Source organism: Sphingobacterium detergens, from assembly GCF_003610355.1.
In the GTDB taxonomy this organism is placed as follows: Bacteria; Bacteroidota; Bacteroidia; order Sphingobacteriales; family Sphingobacteriaceae; genus Sphingobacterium; species Sphingobacterium detergens.
On sequence record NZ_RAPY01000001.1, the window covers coordinates 2,794,855 to 2,811,580 of the forward strand.

At 40.1% G+C, this 16,726-nt stretch carries 15 protein-coding genes and 1 tRNA gene; 2 read left to right on the forward strand and 14 right to left on the reverse strand.

Annotation, left to right across the window (positions count from 1 at the left end):
• Positions 1-39: 39 nt before the first annotated feature.
• Positions 40-672 carry an HAD family hydrolase gene (locus DFQ12_RS11895; protein WP_208642512.1) on the reverse strand — a complete coding sequence of 211 codons (633 nt, stop codon included), beginning with the start codon at positions 670-672 and terminating at the stop codon, positions 40-42.
• 89 nt (positions 673-761) lie between these two features.
• Here DFQ12_RS11895 and DFQ12_RS11900 point away from each other — a divergent pair.
• Positions 762-835 (forward strand) — tRNA-Ile (locus tag DFQ12_RS11900).
• A gap of 158 nt (positions 836-993) precedes the next feature.
• Here DFQ12_RS11900 and DFQ12_RS11905 read toward each other — a convergent pair.
• The 11 genes from DFQ12_RS11905 to DFQ12_RS11955 all read right to left on the reverse strand — a co-directional run bounded on the left by DFQ12_RS11905 (position 994) and on the right by DFQ12_RS11955 (position 10,948).
• Positions 994-1,281 (reverse strand): hypothetical protein, encoded by a 288-nt coding sequence (locus DFQ12_RS11905; protein ID WP_120259126.1) that lies wholly within the window; start codon positions 1,279-1,281, stop codon positions 994-996.
• 157 nt (positions 1,282-1,438) lie between these two features.
• Positions 1,439-1,891, reverse strand: coding sequence for a nuclear transport factor 2 family protein (locus tag DFQ12_RS11910; RefSeq protein WP_120259127.1), 453 nt, complete (start codon positions 1,889-1,891; stop codon positions 1,439-1,441).
• Positions 1,892-1,955: 64 nt separating this feature from the next.
• The gene (locus tag DFQ12_RS11915) at positions 1,956-2,549 is read right to left on the reverse strand and encodes a hypothetical protein (RefSeq protein WP_120259128.1); all 594 of its coding nucleotides are present in this window, start codon (positions 2,547-2,549) and stop codon (positions 1,956-1,958) included.
• A gap of 166 nt (positions 2,550-2,715) precedes the next feature.
• Complete coding sequence (locus DFQ12_RS11920) at positions 2,716-6,360, reverse strand: M1 family aminopeptidase (RefSeq protein WP_120259129.1); 3,645 nt, start codon at positions 6,358-6,360, stop codon at positions 2,716-2,718.
• A complete protein-coding gene (locus tag DFQ12_RS11925; RefSeq protein WP_120259130.1) occupies positions 6,353-7,237 on the reverse strand; it encodes an ABC transporter ATP-binding protein in 885 nt (294 codons plus the stop codon). Before DFQ12_RS11925 ends, DFQ12_RS11920 begins: the two co-directional genes overlap by 8 nt.
• 192 nt (positions 7,238-7,429) lie before the next feature.
• The gene (locus DFQ12_RS11930) at positions 7,430-7,945 is read right to left on the reverse strand and encodes a GNAT family N-acetyltransferase (protein ID WP_208642513.1); all 516 of its coding nucleotides are present in this window, start codon (positions 7,943-7,945) and stop codon (positions 7,430-7,432) included.
• A gap of 133 nt (positions 7,946-8,078) precedes the next feature.
• Complete coding sequence (locus DFQ12_RS11935; RefSeq protein ID WP_208642514.1) at positions 8,079-9,047, reverse strand: dimethylarginine dimethylaminohydrolase family protein; 969 nt, start codon at positions 9,045-9,047, stop codon at positions 8,079-8,081.
• Between the two features lie 70 nt (positions 9,048-9,117).
• Complete coding sequence (locus tag DFQ12_RS11940) at positions 9,118-9,504, reverse strand: VOC family protein (protein WP_120259132.1); 387 nt, start codon at positions 9,502-9,504, stop codon at positions 9,118-9,120.
• A 22-nt stretch (positions 9,505-9,526) separates the two neighbouring features.
• Entirely contained in the window at positions 9,527-9,976 is a 450-nt protein-coding gene (locus DFQ12_RS11945) for an SRPBCC family protein (protein WP_120259133.1), read from the reverse strand.
• Between the two features lie 108 nt (positions 9,977-10,084).
• The gene (locus tag DFQ12_RS11950) at positions 10,085-10,504 is read right to left on the reverse strand and encodes a DoxX family protein (protein WP_120259134.1); all 420 of its coding nucleotides are present in this window, start codon (positions 10,502-10,504) and stop codon (positions 10,085-10,087) included.
• A 21-nt stretch (positions 10,505-10,525) separates the two neighbouring features.
• The gene (locus DFQ12_RS11955; protein ID WP_120259135.1) at positions 10,526-10,948 is read right to left on the reverse strand and encodes an SRPBCC family protein; all 423 of its coding nucleotides are present in this window, start codon (positions 10,946-10,948) and stop codon (positions 10,526-10,528) included.
• A gap of 137 nt (positions 10,949-11,085) precedes the next feature.
• Between DFQ12_RS11955 and DFQ12_RS11960 the strand changes: the two genes are divergently transcribed.
• Positions 11,086-12,054: a GlxA family transcriptional regulator gene (locus tag DFQ12_RS11960; RefSeq protein WP_120259326.1), complete on the forward strand. Its 969-nt coding sequence runs from the start codon at positions 11,086-11,088 to the stop codon at positions 12,052-12,054.
• Positions 12,055-12,152: 98 nt separating this feature from the next.
• Here DFQ12_RS11960 and DFQ12_RS11965 read toward each other — a convergent pair whose 3' ends face one another.
• Together DFQ12_RS11965 and mgtA are read right to left on the reverse strand one after the other, a co-directional pair.
• Positions 12,153-13,910 (reverse strand): DUF885 domain-containing protein, encoded by a 1,758-nt coding sequence (locus DFQ12_RS11965; RefSeq protein ID WP_120259136.1) that lies wholly within the window; start codon positions 13,908-13,910, stop codon positions 12,153-12,155.
• 93 nt (positions 13,911-14,003) lie between these two features.
• Entirely contained in the window at positions 14,004-16,709 is a 2,706-nt protein-coding gene (gene mgtA, locus DFQ12_RS11970; protein WP_208642515.1) for a magnesium-translocating P-type ATPase, read from the reverse strand.
• Between the last annotated feature and the right edge of the window lie 17 nt (positions 16,710-16,726).

A 16,726-nucleotide genomic window follows, 5' to 3' on the forward strand; every position in this document is an offset into this window, starting at 1 on the left:
GTACAATATTTCCATTGAATATGAAAAGAAAAATAATTTTTATAGCAGTCCAAATTCTGCTAGAATCGATTGCAATGGTTTTTCCTTGGTACACAGTGCTGTATGCCAGCCCAACTGCTTTGCTGCAGCCAAATGCTGCGGGCTATCGTCAACGAACAGTGTCTCTGCGGGATTCAACTGCTGCTCCGTCATCACCAATTCGAAAATCTCGGCGTCGGGTTTGCGCATGCCGACTAAATGCGAATAATAAGTTTTTTCAAAAAACCCATCATTATCGGCCACGCCATATTTTTCTTGAATATCATTCATACAATAGGCATAATGAATCGCATTATTATTACTCAACAAAAAAGTACGGTACTTATCTTTCAATTGCAACAATAGTTCATGATATCCTTTAGGGACTCCAATCAACAGACTGTTCCAGGCTCCATCGATTTCTGTATCGGTCAATGCTGGATTTTTAGTAACCTCCCGGATTCCATCCCGAAATTCCTTAGCATCAATTTTTCCCTTATCAAAATCGTCAAAAAGTGCACTTTGACCATGATGCCCAAAAACTTCGTCAACATTTTCTATACCTAACTGAGTAAAAGCAACTTTCAACTTTACAAAGTCGATCATGAAGATTACATTCCCATAATCAAGAACAATATTTTTAATTTTTTCCATCGAATTATTTTGAAATACCGATACAAATATCGATAATTGCATCGTCAAAACAGCATAACCAATGCCAAAATTGACAAAACAAACGACCTGCTCCTATAGCTCAGTCGGTTAGAGTAGAAGACTCATAATCTTTTGGTCCCTGGTTCGAGCCCAGGTGGGAGCACAAAACAAAAAAGTCGCTTTTCTGAATAAGAAAGCGACTTTTTGTTTTAATACCCACTAAAACAGCTACTTCAATTTATTCGCTTTGGGATAGCCCCAATAGCGTTGGCCATCAAAGACAAACGAAAGTATGTCCTTATCATTTTTTTGGAAAATATACTATCGAAAATACAGATTAAACAGCCCAATAATAACCGCAGTGACCAAAATAAAAAATTCTATTTTGTTTACTTTTATAATACCAAATTTCCTGACAGCAAACCTATCAACAACGATAATCAAGACCGCGGGAACTAAAAGCCAAAGCCCATATAAAGCAGTCAGTTTGCTCTTCTCACTACCGGAAAGCAATAATTCTGCTGAGTGATAAAGGACAAAAACCATCCAACCTATTCCAAGCACCAGAAATAAGCTGATTTTTGCCCCAAAACGAATGCCTTCGCTCATAAATATTCCCCGTTTAATTCCAAGCGTTTTACGATTTCTCCCATTTAATTCTCTGAAATCTGATTTTCATCAGGCTATACAAAGCAAATGACAGTCTCAGTACGTCAAGAATTCTATTAACAAAGATCCGGTCATAGGTGTGGCATTTCATTAAATCTTAATGTTGATTGACATCATTATACTGCCACAGGACGTTTGCAATTTTCCAGACACCATTCAATTTCACAACATGGATATAATCGATCCATTCATCCGCAATTAGCTTAACAGAGGCTGTACGTGCCGAAACATCGAGAAATTTCACCTCTTTCTTTGGATTAGCGGGAAATTTATCTCCATTTTTATTGTAACTCTCTGCCAGTAGAATCATGGATTCACTAGTTGTCTCGCGCAAATAGTCTTTACCGGTAGCCTTATCTTTCCAAAAAGTTCGTTTCACCATCCGCGGATGTAAAGCTCGCTCCATTTGCTCAGGTTTCACCTGATGCTGCGATTCAATATAATCAAGGGCAGCTTGCTTGATCGCTACACTATCCTGTTTTGTTTGCGCCAATAAACTACAGGTACATGCGAAGAACATGACCGGGGTAAAAAGATATTTTATTCTCATTTCAGAATTGATTTACTCGTTTCACTAAATAACACAATAATAATAAGACAACAGTTTATCGTTATTAATCTGCTTTAATCGTCTTATAGGTATTAAAGCCTGAATATACTCGGGTTTCTTTTAGTCTGCCTTTTTTATATAGTTCAATTTTTTCGGTGTCACCGGATTTTTTATTAAAATAACGTCTGCTGGTCAGTTGCTTTTTAGAATCGTAAAATTCGGCTGTCTTATTTCGACCCTCCTCCTGAATATAGATCGCCTTCAAATCACCATTCTTTTTATAGGTATATCGCTTTGAATTATAAAAGTTTCCCTCCTTGTAAGTGACACCTTCATAAGTAAAACTGGCACTAAATTTTCCTTCCAAAACCAGTTGTTGTTTATCATTATTGATAAGGTAATATACCCCATCCTTCGGGGCAATCAGTTCGTAGTTTTCTACCAACTCGGGCTTACTACAGGGGCGAGCTATGATACGCTCTACTCGTCTAAAAATAGTCGTATCATGCTGTGAGACTCGCAAAGTATCAGTCTCAGTCCGAATATTTCCATATTCCATTGTTGAAATCTCGCCACGGTCTCCACACTCCTTTGATGTAACATCGTCAAGGGGAACAATAAACAACCAACAAAGTAAGGTCAAATAGTACATATCCATGCAATTACTATAAAATCATCTACCGAATACCTATATCAAATATACAAGCTATTGTTATCGGCTGACAACGACAACTAAAATCCGTAGATCCCTATTTATTATTCGCTGGATAAAACCTGTTTTTTAACTATTGAATGCTCCTTAGACTGCTTTCATCGTCTCCAAACTAAATATCTTTTCTATTATCATCCGAGTCGATGTCAATCAATTTGTTATATGGATCGATACCGACCTGAATAGGCTGCTGATCAACAATCAATGTCAATTTATTATTAATTTGATCAATACGATGTTTTCTCAGATATAGCTCCTGTGGCTTTCCGTTTTTCTTATCCGTTGATTTTGAAAAAATCCCAACCTCAATATAGTCCCTAAGGGGCAAAGATTCTAGCGTCACCCGATCAGATTTCTTAAACACGAGTGGTTTGCTCCCTTGATCATTATAGCTCTTTTTGCCATTGGCATCCACGCGATATTTGGCCACTTCAAATTGAATATCGACCTGGTATTTTCCATTTTTCAGTTTTTTAGAACTTACGCTCTCTACCCTATTGTTATACAAAGTAATCGTTTCAAACATATCTTTGATCAGATAACGCAACGAATCAGGTGTAGCTCTTCGAAAAGAATCCACAAACTCCAATGATGTTGTGTAAGGCGGGTTTTGGAAGGCTGTATTTTTCAAATACGCTTTTGCTGTCTGGTTGAAAACAGTTTCTCCTAGATAATCACTCAGGGCGTACAATACCAACGACCCTTTTTGATAATGGATATACATCTGATTTTCATTGTACATCAATGGTCTTTCACCCAATGTCTCCGCCCCCCTACCTTTTAAGTAGCCATCCAGCGCATCTTTGAGAAACTTGCGCATCTGTCCCTTTCCATACCTTTTTTCCAGGACTTTCAAAGACGAGTATTCAGACATACTTTCAGACATCAAAGTTGCTCCCTGCGCATTGGCACCTACCACCTGATGGGCCCACCACTGGTGGGCTATCTCGTGCGCTGTGACAGCGTATGGATAATCCACCGCATCGTCTTTCTTCTCATCCACATCTGCTATAAAACCTATAGCCTCTGAAAAAGGAATGGTATTGGCAAAGGACTGCGCAAAAGTTCCGGCTGTCCGGGGAAATTCAACAATACGCAACTGCCGATGCTGATAAGGACTATATTCTGCAGTATAGTATGCTAAAGAGGCCTTGCTCGAAGCCATCATCCGATCGAGGTTGTAAGTATGCCCTTTGTGGTAATATATCTCTAAATTGACACCATTCCATTTATCCTTTTTAATTTCATAGCGAGCAGAGTTAAACGCAAAGAAATTCAATATCGACGAATCCATTTTATACTGATAATATTTCCGTCCATCTTTCTCCCATTGCTTGGTCAGGTACCCCGGAGCTATGGCCAGCTGGTCCGGATCCGTGCTCACAGTCGCCTCAAACCGGACCCAATCCGCATCATTTGAGATATAATTATTCCGCAGTGCCATTGAATCAGTGGGTGGAGCCATACGATCGCGATGAGGTAATCCGTATTTCTTGCGGATATCATTATCCACCAGTTCGCCCCGATCCAAATACCCAATGTTTGGAAACAACATATTGTTGATAAAGGTTCCATTACCTTTGACAGGAGACTTCTCGTTCACCCAGGTATTGGAAGGGCTAGTTGTACTGAAATTTAAGACGATGGAATCTCCTGGAGCCATTGGCTTGGCTAACTTGTAGATATTGAAATTGTAAATGTCATCTGCAAAGACCAACTTATTGGGAACATTGAAGGAGAAAGTATAGTCATAATCATTATAATTGACAAAAATAGAATCTATAGCGACTGCAGTCTTATTCTTTAACACATAAGAAGCTTGCGCTTTAAAACTACGTCCAGAAGGATAGATATCCATATTAAACTTAATATCAACAACACGGGGCTGTGGCCGAAATTGATATTTTTTATACTTCTTTTCCCATTCCACAGATTGTTTTTCGTGATCCAAGCTGGTATAATAAGGGTTTTTAATATGATCTTCATAATATATCCCACTACCGATAGCAACAAAACCAACAAAACTCAGGATAAGTACGGTCATACTACTCGCCTTTACATTCGATCGTAAAATAGCCCAGCGCTCTCTTATACCAGAGAATCCACCCCTACGCCATAACAAAAGGGCTAGGGTCAGAAAAAACACAGCGAACAACAGCCAATACACCCGATAGGTTAAAAAAGGCAAGATATAGCCAAAACCGTCCATATCCGAATAATCGAGATCAGGTCCCTTGTTAAATTGATAAATCGCCTGCTCTACCCCTACAAAAGACAAAAATGGCAATCCAATAAATAAAGTTAACAGGATAAAAAAACCAGCCAGATAGTTCTTGAAGAGCGTATGTACAAAGATGGCCACAAATAGCCATACGATATTTCCCAACATACCATATACCATCAAGAGCATCACGTACTGCCCGATTTCGAAATTATAATAATGATGGTAAACCTGAAATGCCATACAGGTGAGCATTACCACCGCAAGTAGGGTCAATTGCATCAAGATGATCGCGATTATTTTGGAGCCCATGAGTGTCCAGTTCGGAACGGGTGTCGCATCCAATAATCCGCCCATTCGTGTAATGCTACCGCGATGGACCAATAAACCGCTGAAGAGGAAAGTCAAGATCAACAAAAAGAACTTAAAAGTCGTACCTGGTATCATCAGCATTTTCCAAGTAACAGGATAAGTCGAGGTACCGAATATTGTACCGATTGTACTAGCCATCAAGATGATAAAAAGTACACCAACCAAAGTCAAAATCAAAAAGACTGGATTCTTAACAATATAGCGATAATCATACCGTGCCATTGTCCAGGTTGTTTTCAAGTAATGGGTTATTGAAAAATCGTAACCCACTTTCGGGAGGTTGATACGAAAAACGCTGTCAAAGTTATTTTTTGTCAAGCGTTTTCCTTTTTTCCCTGTCTTGATCGAGATGGAGTCCTGCGAGAAAGAAAACAACAAGTAAAATCCACCAATAAATAAAGCCGCTACAGCTAGCCAAATCAGTCGATTATAAATTATTGCACCAAGAAAAGGAAGATTGTTTGTATTCTTTTCTTCGGGAGACCAATATTGCGTATAGTAAGAAATGGCACTATCGCCAAAAGGGTCTATCAATGCCCCTAAGTAACGATTATCGGCATTGTCAGTCAGGTTTTGAATAAGCACCTGTAAAATGATAAGCACCAAAACGGCGACAAAACCGACATACACATTGCGGGTGAAGGTTACCAATACGAAAATAATGGCACTTAGGATAACCAAATTAGGAATAACCTGAATCAGATAGGTCTGAAAGTAAGCTAAAACATGTACCGGTCCCAATAAGCTTGGATTGATACCCGGGACAAACTGTGCGACAATAATACCTAGCGTGGATGCCAGTACGATTATAAGTACAACAGCAACTGATCCAAAAAACTTACCCAGTAAATAGTCTGTTTTGGTAAATGGGTAACTAAACAGGATGGTATGTACATTATATTGATAATCCCGGTACACACAAGCCCCCACAATTGAAGGGATCAAGAAATAGATAAATGAAGACATTCCATTAATCATCCCGTTAATAGCCCAAGGGGAATTTCTGATCGTATTGGATGAAGTAGTCGCTGTGACCCCATCAAATATCCCTAAGGAAGAGAGCATGATAAACAGCGACAGCGCAAAGAATAAAGCCATATAAATATAGACGGCAGCATTCTTAAACCAACGCGTAAACTCAAATTTAAAAATCGGACTAAACATGGCGCTGGTCATTTTTTAGTGCTACAAAATAAACATCTTCCAGTTGCCCTTGCGCATTGACAAAAGATTCATCTGGTTGCACATCGCTATAAACCCGGATATTGAGCGTATTATCCTGATTGTAGTTGGTGGAAATGACATTATATTTCTGGGTATATTCATCCAATTGATCGCGACTAATAATACGCACCCAGATCTTGCCTTCTAATTGTTCTATCGTTTCCTTTGGCGTCCCCCGCAATAGTATCTTACCGCCATTGAGGATCGCAAGTTCATGACATAATTCACGTACATCATCCACAATATGAGTAGAGAAAATAACGGTATGATCGGTACCGATCTCCCGTAATACATTCAAAAAACGATGTCTTTCAGCTGGATCCAATCCAGCGGTGGGCTCATCAACAATAATCAGTTTTGGATCATTCAATAATAATTGGGCTATTCCAAATCGTTGTTTCATCCCACCTGAATAGCCACTGACACTCTTATTACGAACATCCCAAAGATTGGTAACCTCGAGCACACGCTTGATGATTGCCTGTCGGTCGGCACTTGTTTTAATGCCTTTGAGCTTCGCAAAGTACTGCAACAAATCTGTCGCTGAAAGGTTCGGATAAACACCGAATTCCTGTGGTAGGTAACCTAAAACCTTTCGCAGTTCCATCTGCCTACCAAGCACATCAATATCTCCAAAAGTAATACGACCGCTATCTGGCTTTTGTAGTGTCGCAATAGTACGCATCAAAGATGACTTTCCCGCTCCATTTGGTCCGAGAAGACCAAACATCCCCGGTTTAATTTCCAAATTCACTTCATCAAGGGCTTTTACACCATTCGGATAGGTTTTACTGAGGCTTTCTATTGATAAGTTCATAAATAAGTTTAACTGTTAATAATTCGTTAGTATGCTAAAACGACAATTTGTTACAACAATATAACAAAAGTTCACAAGAAAGTCCGTAGATCTATCTATTTTTCAGCGCAATATCAACTAAAAACAGTTATTGATTACACGGCTTCCACATCTCGGAAAAACGGTGTAAACAAATTGGCTTGATTAAATCTCTCAAAGTTTTATCTCAAACAAACTTACGCTAGCATTGTCATAATGAGCCGGTAAGCCTGCTGTATTACGAAGCTTCTTTAATCCCAAAAAATCAAAACCACATTTCGTGTAGTGGTCAATCAGTCCTTTATTCTCACCTACTGTATCCAATCGAACAAACTTCTTATTATTTGCACGAGCATATTCAATCGACCAATTCACAATAGTGTTAACAAGATTCTTACCTCTAAAATTGGGATTCGTTGCGATGCGATGGATATAAACTGCCGGATCGTCATTTCTCTCTTCCCAAATGTCTGGGTCGTCGAATGTTGTCGCCCAGACACAGGCGATATCCTGATCCGCAATCATTTTCCATTGCCTATTCTCCTCCAGCTCCTGTTCGATAAGCTTCCGATCAAACTCAGGCCAATAAACCATGAATTTTGCCTTTTGAAAATCAGTTGCAATCCTATAAAACTTAAAGATCGAATCAATATCGTGAAGTGTGCTATTTTGTATCTGTAATTTCATCATTATGACTAAGCTATTGATAATAAAACTGTGCCTAAAGCACATACAAAGTTACACTCCCACTCATCGTTGTAATGGGTACAGATCAGATATATCTTACGGTCTCAGTCCAGCCGTCCGAGAGAATATCATCAGCTTAAAATCGTCGCAATAGGGGTTGCGTACTACAGCGGAATGAGCCACCAAAACTTCTGCTGATCTGGAAGTCAACATATTCGACATCTATCCCATAAAGCGAAAGCTTATCGCCAATAGGTTTAAATACTGGATCAGTGATGTATACATTGGGGTTGATCGGTAGACCATTGGTTGCCAACTGTCCCGCCTCGCTTAGGGTAACGTTAATCTTATCCCATTGTTTTAAATGTTCCGGTATGCCGTCAAGAAATGCATCCTCACAAACAACCATTAGTCCTTCACGAATAAGTCCGAGAGCACAATCCAAATGTAAAATATCCGGATGCAATCTTATTTCCTCGACCTGATAACCATAAGATTTAAGTAATTTTGACAGCCATCGGATACCCAGGCTATTGGATGCAAGCCCAGAGTTACCGACAAATACCTGTTTGCCAAGGACCAATACATCACCACCCTCGATAAAAGGTCCGTGCCAGCGCGAAAGATCACCATGATCATGGATCGCAGGTTTGGGTGCGGCAACATAGAGGCAATCATCGGGATAGACCTGTTGTTCAAAAATATCCCGAATCGGCAAGATTTCATTTCTGCGTTGAAGAAAACGCAAGGAACCTTCAATGACAGCATGACCCACAGTAAAAAATGGATCACGTACAAAGAAGTTGGCATAACCATCGTCAGCTCCGACTTCCTTCTCCAAGTTTGTCAACAGACGAGGACGCAATACTTCCACCCCATATTTTTCCAGCACAGCAGCAAAATTTGAGCGTTCAAGATCCCATGCTTTTTGTTGCTCAGGATACACTTCCGCAAAATCTTTTCCAGCATTTGCAACATCACTTTCTGTGTTGGTATCGGGGAGAAAACGGAGATCGTCCGCTCGAACTGCTTTTGGAAATCCAAACTCTGAAACCGCCAAGATCACTTTTTGTAAAGGAGCGAACTCATTTTCTACATATACCATAACAATAAAGCTTTTTTATAATACTACTGATTTTGCCTTAACTTAACAAAAAAATAAGATTTAGAAAACACTATTGAATCCCCAATATCCATCTTACGTCAAAAATATCTGTTACTTCTACCAGCTGGTCCGTCTCATTATTTCCCAATACCGCCTGTCGTCCAGCCGTCAGCTTGGTGACAAGCTGACCACGATCAACCACATTTGCACAGGGCAAAAACACCGAAAGATAATTACCGATTTTTCGTCCATCATCATGTACCAGATCTGAGCCGTAGATAACCACATTTGGGGAAGTAAGAGAGGCACTTACAATGGGCAGTTCTGCATACCCATTTATCTTTTTATCCAGCCTGTCAAAATCTAGGCTCCCGCCAAAACATGACTGGTAAAAGGTAAGCGCCTTTCTACAATTTCCCGAAAATGTGATAAAAACCCCGCTTCTTAACCGTTCCATATCCTAAACAAATTGAATTAAACTATGCGTCTGGTATAACAGGCTCCACAAGTTTTTTCATTTTTTCCAAAGATTCCTGCCATCCCAAATAACACATTTCTGCTGGAATAACTTCAGGAATTCCTGTTTGCTCTATTTTAAGTTCAGTACCGCAGCTGACAGCACGCAAAGAAACTGTCGTTGTCATTTCTCCGGGTAAATTTGGATCATCAAAGCGATCGACATACTTGATAAATTCATTGGCTGTAATTTCCAAATACTCTCCACCAAAGGAATGACCATTACCTGTACCAAAATTGATAAATGTCATCTTAAATTGACCACCTACTTTAAAATCCATCTGCTGTACAGTACAGACAAAACCATAAGGGGGTAACCAAGTAGCCTGTGCTACTGGATCCGCGAATGCGCGGAAGACTTTTTCAGGGCTTGCCTGAATAACCCGATGTAAAGAAACACTATTTGTTTTCATCTCGATTGATTGTTTATAATGTAAATAGATAATACTACCTTTTTGTTCTTTTTAATAAATTCTCAATAAACCTATCCTTTCGGATGGGCACACTGTCATGCCAAGATATTAGGATATTGCTGATGCACCTGTATATGCATTCTGCTGCGAGGCACGGCTTGTACCAGCTAGCTTTGACCGATAGACATAAGATAACATCAGTATACCCAATACAATAAGGGGCAATAACATATAGGTTATATTTTGATCCACACAAGCGTGACTGATAAAGGCAAATAGCAAACTGAATGTCAATCCTGCATAAGCCCATTCTTTTAGTTTAGCCGGAAACTGTGGAATAGCAATAGCAATGACCCCTAAAACTTTACAGATAATAAGTGCATAGGCAAAATAATCCGGGTACCCCAAGGGTTTGGTTCCTGCGTTCATATATTGCGGTGCAAATAGTAATGTGCCCAGTGGCATAACGCCTTCCCAGATAACAATAAATATTGTCGCTATCCAGAAGATAATTTTATTCTTTTTCATGATATTGGTATTTTATGGTGATTAATTTGTTGATTCAACGTGTTTTACAAAATTATTGAGAATAGCTTGCCAACCTTGCTTCTGAAATTCAGGATCATTCATCTGCTCCGCATCAAAAGTGGTACTCATGATTGTCTTTCCATCTCTTTCAGAAAATACTGTGCTTACTGTCCGACCATCAGACATGGTATAAGCGATTTCTTGATGCAATTCAACCTTATCATAAGTTCCTTCAAAATCGAATCCAAAACTTCCATCCTTTGCTTCCATCCGATTTTTAAAAGTGCCATTCACACGCAAGTCGTTTTGACTGCTTGGACAATGCCAGCTTGGATCCGCAGCATTCCATTGCATAATATCTGCTGGCGCATTCCATTGTTGCCATACCTTTTCTACTGGCGCGTTTACCGCTGCTTCTACCTTAATTTTTGTTTGTCTTTCCATGATTTCTTTTTATTTGTTGATTATGATATAGCAAAGATGCGAAGGATTTTAAGGGGCGGCACATTGTAAAAACGACAACTTTAGGGGTGGATTACGACAAAAACAATTTGTACCTTTATCCTATAAACCAAAAAGATATGCAAATCTCTGTTTTTGTTCCCCAATATGGTACTATTGAAGGTATTACGCCAGCATTTAGAACCTTTCTTACGGCTAATGAATTTCTTTCGGCTTTTGGAAAGAAACCGATATTCAATGTTGAGTATGTAGGTCTTAGTGAATATGTACCGGCCAACAGCGGTGAGTATACTATAAAAACCAATCGTTTGCTGCAAGATGTGGAACGGACAGACCTATTAATCATACCCCCGACTTTCGGAGATATTGACACCGGAATAAGGGATAATGCCGAGGCCATACCTTATTTCAGAAAACTCCATTTAAAAGGTACCCGCCTGGCCAGTTTATGTGTAGGAGCTTTCCTTTTAGCTGAAACGGGTTTATTAAATGGTAAAAAATGTTCAACCCATTGGGCCTATGTCAGCGAATTCAAGGAAAAATACCCTGAAATAGAAATCGAAGATGGGGCCGTTATTACAGAAAACGATAATATTTACAGCAGTGGTGGCGCCAGCAGTCTGTGGAATTTGATACTATATCTTGTCGAAAAATTTTCCGACCGTGAAACGGCAGTTATGATCGCCAAATATTTTGCACTGGATATCAGCCGTGACAGTCAGTCCCAATTTGCGATATTCCGCGGCCAACGTAATCACGAAGACCTGGATATCCAGAAAGCGCAGGATTATATTGAACTAAAGTATGAGGAAAAAATTACGGTCGAAGATTTAGCCAATTTTGTTAATATTGGCCGCCGAACTTTTGAACGAAGATTTAAAGAAGCAACAAATAATACGCCCGTGGAGTATATCCAGCGTGTACGCATAGAGGCCGCAAAGAAATTTTTTGAAGCTTCAAGGAAGAACGTTTCCCAAGTGATGTATGATGTCGGATACACAGATACAAAAGCATTTCGGGATATTTTCAAAAAAATAACAGGCCTTACGCCTATAGAGTATCGAAACAAGTTTGCTAAAGTCGCCTAAGAGAAAAAGACTTATTAACAAAAAGTAGCTGAATAGCATAGCAATAAAAGCAGAAAGCCACCCGATATCAGGTGGCTTTCCAATACGGTTTCTTATACCTATTTTTTCAGCATCATTTCCCGGATATATTTTACGGGCGAATTACCAAAGCTCAGAAATTTCTCATTGAAGGCTTTTAGCTTAAATTGAGCACCCTCCTCCTTTTTCACAGCTTCTCTTAAATCATAGATTTCTTTATATCCCGTAAAATAAGATGTTAGCTGTACGCTACTAACAGATACCCTTTTCCATTTCCCGGCGGCCTCTGCCTGCTGTTGAAACGCTTCATCAACCAATAAATGCATGGCATCCTTTTCACTCATATTCTTCACATGCACACTATAGTCCAAAATAGCGTTACATACAGTACGTAGGTGCCATTTATACCACATCAACCACATTTCAGGTGCGTTATCGCCATAGCCATTTTCTAACATCATCTGCTCGGTATATACAGCCCAGCCTTCGATCATGGCCCCATTACCCAAAACACTCTTGATTAAGCTAGGCGACTGGTTGGCATAGACCAACTGCGTATAATGGCCTGGAATAGCCTCGTGAATATTCAAAATCTGTAAAATATAGTGATTATATTCCCGCAGATAGCTTTCTGAAGCTTCCTTGGTCCATCCAGCAAGACTTCCAACATTGTAATATGTATTCCCACCTTTATCATAGGGACCCGGAGCACTGATAGACGCTCCAGCAACACCGGCCATATAAGCAGGTTCTTTCCGTACGACCAAAGGTTTGCTATCATCGATGTACAGGAGATCTTTCTTTTTCACAAATTCCACCAATTTTGGTATCTGCGCTTCAATGGCCGATTGAAATTCATCTGCTTTGACGTGATTGACAGACAAGGTATCAATCATCTTGCGAATAAGCACCAAACTATCTGTGGGTTGTACCGCCTTTCCAAAATACTTTGGCCACAGTTCCTTACTGATTTTATACATTTCAGCATGTAAATAGCTCTTGCGTGCCATTGCCGCATCATAGATCTGTGCAGCAGTAGACCCCGACTGGATATCAAACTTGAACTTTTGATCGTATAGCTCCTGCCCCAATCTAAAGCTTCGTGGCGATGGATTCGGGTTCGTTTTTAAAAACGTTACAAATCCATTGATCGCCTTTACGGCCTGATCGGCTTTCGCTTGAATAGCCGCTTTTTCAGTCGCTGGAAGATTAGATTTTTTCAAGGAATCACGCAGATCCGTTTCAAACACAGATAATCCACCCAAATTCTGCTGTATGGCCAGATCTGTTAATACCAACGCAGGATTCTTAATCTGTCCTTTCGCAGCCTCATAATAAGCTGGAATATGTGCCATCCGCTGTTCAATAGCATGAAGACGATCATGCAATGGGGCATAATTCTCAGCCAACATAAAGGCGATAGTTCCACTTACATTGTAAGATGAAGGATTCCACTCGTAAGAACGCTCTTTTTCGATTGACCATACATTAGATTCCAGGTAGTTCTGGATCAGGTGGTAATCCGTCTGTTGTGAGAGATTCAGCTCGTTCAGATCAAAACTTTTCAATTGATCTAAATGTTGCTTAGAAAATTCCAAACGTAAAGCCCTGCTTTTGGCATCGGGGATCGTTAGCAGCGAATCGTATCGATGAAAACCCACTTGTGTGGCCCATTCTGGATTTTCTTTCCAGAGCTGTTCGATGAATCGATCTTCATAAGCTTTAAAATTTGCATTCGAAGTCGTATCCGCAAGGGCTTTTTTTGTATTGGACCCCGACCCACAGGATGCCAGGATTCCCAAACCCAGGACAGTGAATGTATATGTTATCAGTTTCATTGGAGTAATTTGATTAAAAATAACAATTGTTGTTGATTTTTAATCAAACCACCGCAAGGATTTTACAATTAAAAACAGCCCCATCCTTTTTACTTACAGCCAGGTATGGAATTTTTGAATAAACCAGTTCTTAACAAACTGTGTCAACAGACAATAACCGATCAAAATACCTATTAGCCAAGGAAAATAAGACAATGGTAGCGCCTGCAATTTCAAAGCCTCAGCAAAAGGTGAAAATGGCAGCAGAATACCCATAACCATAACCAAGGAGGTCAATGCCACGACGGGAGCGGCAGCCCAGCTTTGTATAAAAGGTATTTTGCGTGTACGGATCATATGGATGATCAAAGTCTGTGAAAGCAGTCCTTCGACAAACCACCCCGATTGAAAAAGCGTCTGATGTTCGACCGTATTTGCTTTGAAGACAAAATACATCAATGCAAAAGTCGCAAAATCAAAGATAGAACTGATCGGACCAATAAAAAGCATAAACTTTGACACACTCCCAGCATCCCATTTTTTCGGTTCCTGAATAAATTCTTCATCCATACTGTCCCAAGGAATAGAAACCTGTGAGATATCATATAAAAGATTCTGTATTAGGAGGTGTACCGGCAACATCGGCAAAAAAGGCAGAAACGCGCTTGCACCGAGCATACTGAACATATTTCCAAAATTACTGCTGGCTGTCATCTTAATATATTTAATGATGTTACCAAAAGTACGTCGACCATAGATCACACCCTTTCGAAGAACCATCAGATCTTTTTCCAATAGGATGATATCAGCACTTTCTTTGGTAATATCCACCGCCGTATCCACACTAATGCCTACATCAGCCTCTTTAATTGCAGCCGCATCGTTGATGCCATCTCCCATAAAACCAACGGTATGTCCCTTGGACCGCAAGGCTTTGACCACACGTACTTTTTGCAATGGACTTAATTTTGCAAAAACGGAAACCTCAACAATACATTGATCCAATTCTTGATCATCGATCTGATCCAGTTCGCTTCCATTAATAATACGTTGCACAGGGATCCCCACATCATGACAGATTTTACGTGTGACGATCTCATTGTCTCCTGTCAGCACTTTTACAGCTACCCCCAATTTATGCAGAGCTTCAATCGCTGGTGCTGCAGAAGGTTTGGCCGGGTCCAAAAAACCAATAAAACCAGTCAACGTTAATTTGACTTCATCTGCAACCGCATAAGTCAATGGATGGGATCCCTCAAATTCCCGAATGGCAACCAACAATACACGCAAACCTTCTTCATTCATCTTTTTGGATGTATTCAGCACGATTCTCCGCATGGTATCATCCATAGGTACAGTACGGTCATTTTCAATATGCAGGCTACGATCATCCCCAGGATCAAAAGCATGGGTACACAATTCCAACATTTCCTCTACTGCCCCCTTACAGATCAGGAGATGTTTACCGTTATGCTTTTTGAGAATGACGGACATTCTTCGCCGTTGAAAATCAAAGGGTATCTCATCCACTTTCAGGTATTGATCTTCGACTTTTAGATAATCATGCAGTTCCACATGCTCCAGTACAGCCTTATCCATCAGATTTTTTAAGCCTGTCTGATGAAAACTATTGAGGTAGGCCCATTTGAGTACCTCGTCGTCTTCTACGCCATAGACATTGAGGTGCTTTTCCATCACGATCTTGTCCAAGGTCAGTGTACCTGTTTTATCCGTACAGAGAATATCCATCGCACCAATATTCTGAATGGAGTTCAAGCGTTTGACAATGACTTTACGTTTACTCATATTAACCGCTCCTTTAGCTAAATTTGCCGTCACAATCATCGGGAGCATCTCAGGTGTAAGCCCTACGGCCACAGCAATCGCAAATAACAACGCTTCGGTCCAATTCCCTTTCATCAAGCCATTGATCAAAAAGATCAATGGAACCATCACCAGCATAAAGCGAATAAGTAGAAAACTCACCTTGTTTATCCCTTTATCAAAACTTGTTTCAGGCCGTTCACCCGTAATGGATTTACTGATACTCCCGAAATAGGTATAGTTACCTGTGGTTACAATAATCGCTATAGCTGAACCACTAACAACATTGGTTCCCATAAAACAGATATTGCTAAGCTCAATGGCCTGCTTTTCTTTTGCATCCCGAATTGGCAAATAATTCTTCTCCACGGGAAGCGCCTCTCCTGTCAGCATGCTTTCACTCACAAAAAGATCCTTACTCTGTATAATCCGGCAATCAGATGGAATCATATCGCCAGCAGAGAGATAAACAATATCCCCTGGTACGAGTTCAGCAATAGAGATCTCTCGTCGTCCTTTGAATTTTCGCAATACAGTAGCTGTGGTTTTCACCATGCCTTTGAGTTTTTCAGCGGCTGCATTACTCCTATACTCCTGTATAAAACGTAATAGGGCGCTGATCAATACCATAATAGAAACCACAAGGACAGTCTTATAATCCCTGTCGTCCGGTGATGCAAGCCAGACATCTAGAACGAAAGACACAGCAGCAATGACCAGCAATATGTAAATAAAGGGATTAGCGAATGCCTTTATCAATTGAATATACCATTTGGGAGCCTTTTGATGTTGTATTTCATTCAGTCCAAATTTCTGGCGGCGCTCACTGGCCATATCATCTGTAATCCCTCCATCACTACTTTCCAGCATAGCACAAGCCATTTTTTCATCCTGACTCGCAATTTCCTGCAATTTGGTGATCGTTCCCACATTCATACCATTTGAACTGATCATGCTATGCAATGGGTTTCTTATTTTGTTTCTAACGCTGATCATAACCCTAGTCTTTGTTT

Excerpts from the sequence above, each read along its gene's own strand:
- DFQ12_RS11895 (WP_208642512.1), bottom strand. The coding sequence starts at position 672 with ATGGAAAAAATTAAAAATATTGTTCTTGATTATGGGAATGTAATCTTC.
- DFQ12_RS11905 (WP_120259126.1), bottom strand. The coding sequence starts at position 1,281 with ATGAGCGAAGGCATTCGTTTTGGGGCAAAAATCAGCTTATTTCTGGTG.
- DFQ12_RS11910 (WP_120259127.1), bottom strand. The coding sequence starts at position 1,891 with ATGAGAATAAAATATCTTTTTACCCCGGTCATGTTCTTCGCATGTACC.
- DFQ12_RS11915 (WP_120259128.1), bottom strand. The coding sequence starts at position 2,549 with ATGGATATGTACTATTTGACCTTACTTTGTTGGTTGTTTATTGTTCCC.
- DFQ12_RS11920 (WP_120259129.1), bottom strand. The coding sequence starts at position 6,360 with ATGTTTAGTCCGATTTTTAAATTTGAGTTTACGCGTTGGTTTAAGAAT.
- DFQ12_RS11925 (WP_120259130.1), bottom strand. The coding sequence starts at position 7,237 with ATGAACTTATCAATAGAAAGCCTCAGTAAAACCTATCCGAATGGTGTA.
- DFQ12_RS11930 (WP_208642513.1), bottom strand. The coding sequence starts at position 7,945 with ATGATGAAATTACAGATACAAAATAGCACACTTCACGATATTGATTCG.
- DFQ12_RS11935 (WP_208642514.1), bottom strand. The coding sequence starts at position 9,047 with ATGGTATATGTAGAAAATGAGTTCGCTCCTTTACAAAAAGTGATCTTG.
- DFQ12_RS11940 (WP_120259132.1), bottom strand. The coding sequence starts at position 9,504 with ATGGAACGGTTAAGAAGCGGGGTTTTTATCACATTTTCGGGAAATTGT.
- DFQ12_RS11945 (WP_120259133.1), bottom strand. The coding sequence starts at position 9,976 with ATGAAAACAAATAGTGTTTCTTTACATCGGGTTATTCAGGCAAGCCCT.
- DFQ12_RS11950 (WP_120259134.1), bottom strand. The coding sequence starts at position 10,504 with ATGAAAAAGAATAAAATTATCTTCTGGATAGCGACAATATTTATTGTT.
- DFQ12_RS11955 (WP_120259135.1), bottom strand. The coding sequence starts at position 10,948 with ATGGAAAGACAAACAAAAATTAAGGTAGAAGCAGCGGTAAACGCGCCA.
- DFQ12_RS11960 (WP_120259326.1), top strand. The coding sequence starts at position 11,086 with ATGCAAATCTCTGTTTTTGTTCCCCAATATGGTACTATTGAAGGTATT.
- DFQ12_RS11965 (WP_120259136.1), bottom strand. The coding sequence starts at position 13,910 with ATGAAACTGATAACATATACATTCACTGTCCTGGGTTTGGGAATCCTG.
- mgtA (WP_208642515.1), bottom strand. The coding sequence starts at position 16,709 with ATGATCAGCGTTAGAAACAAAATAAGAAACCCATTGCATAGCATGATC.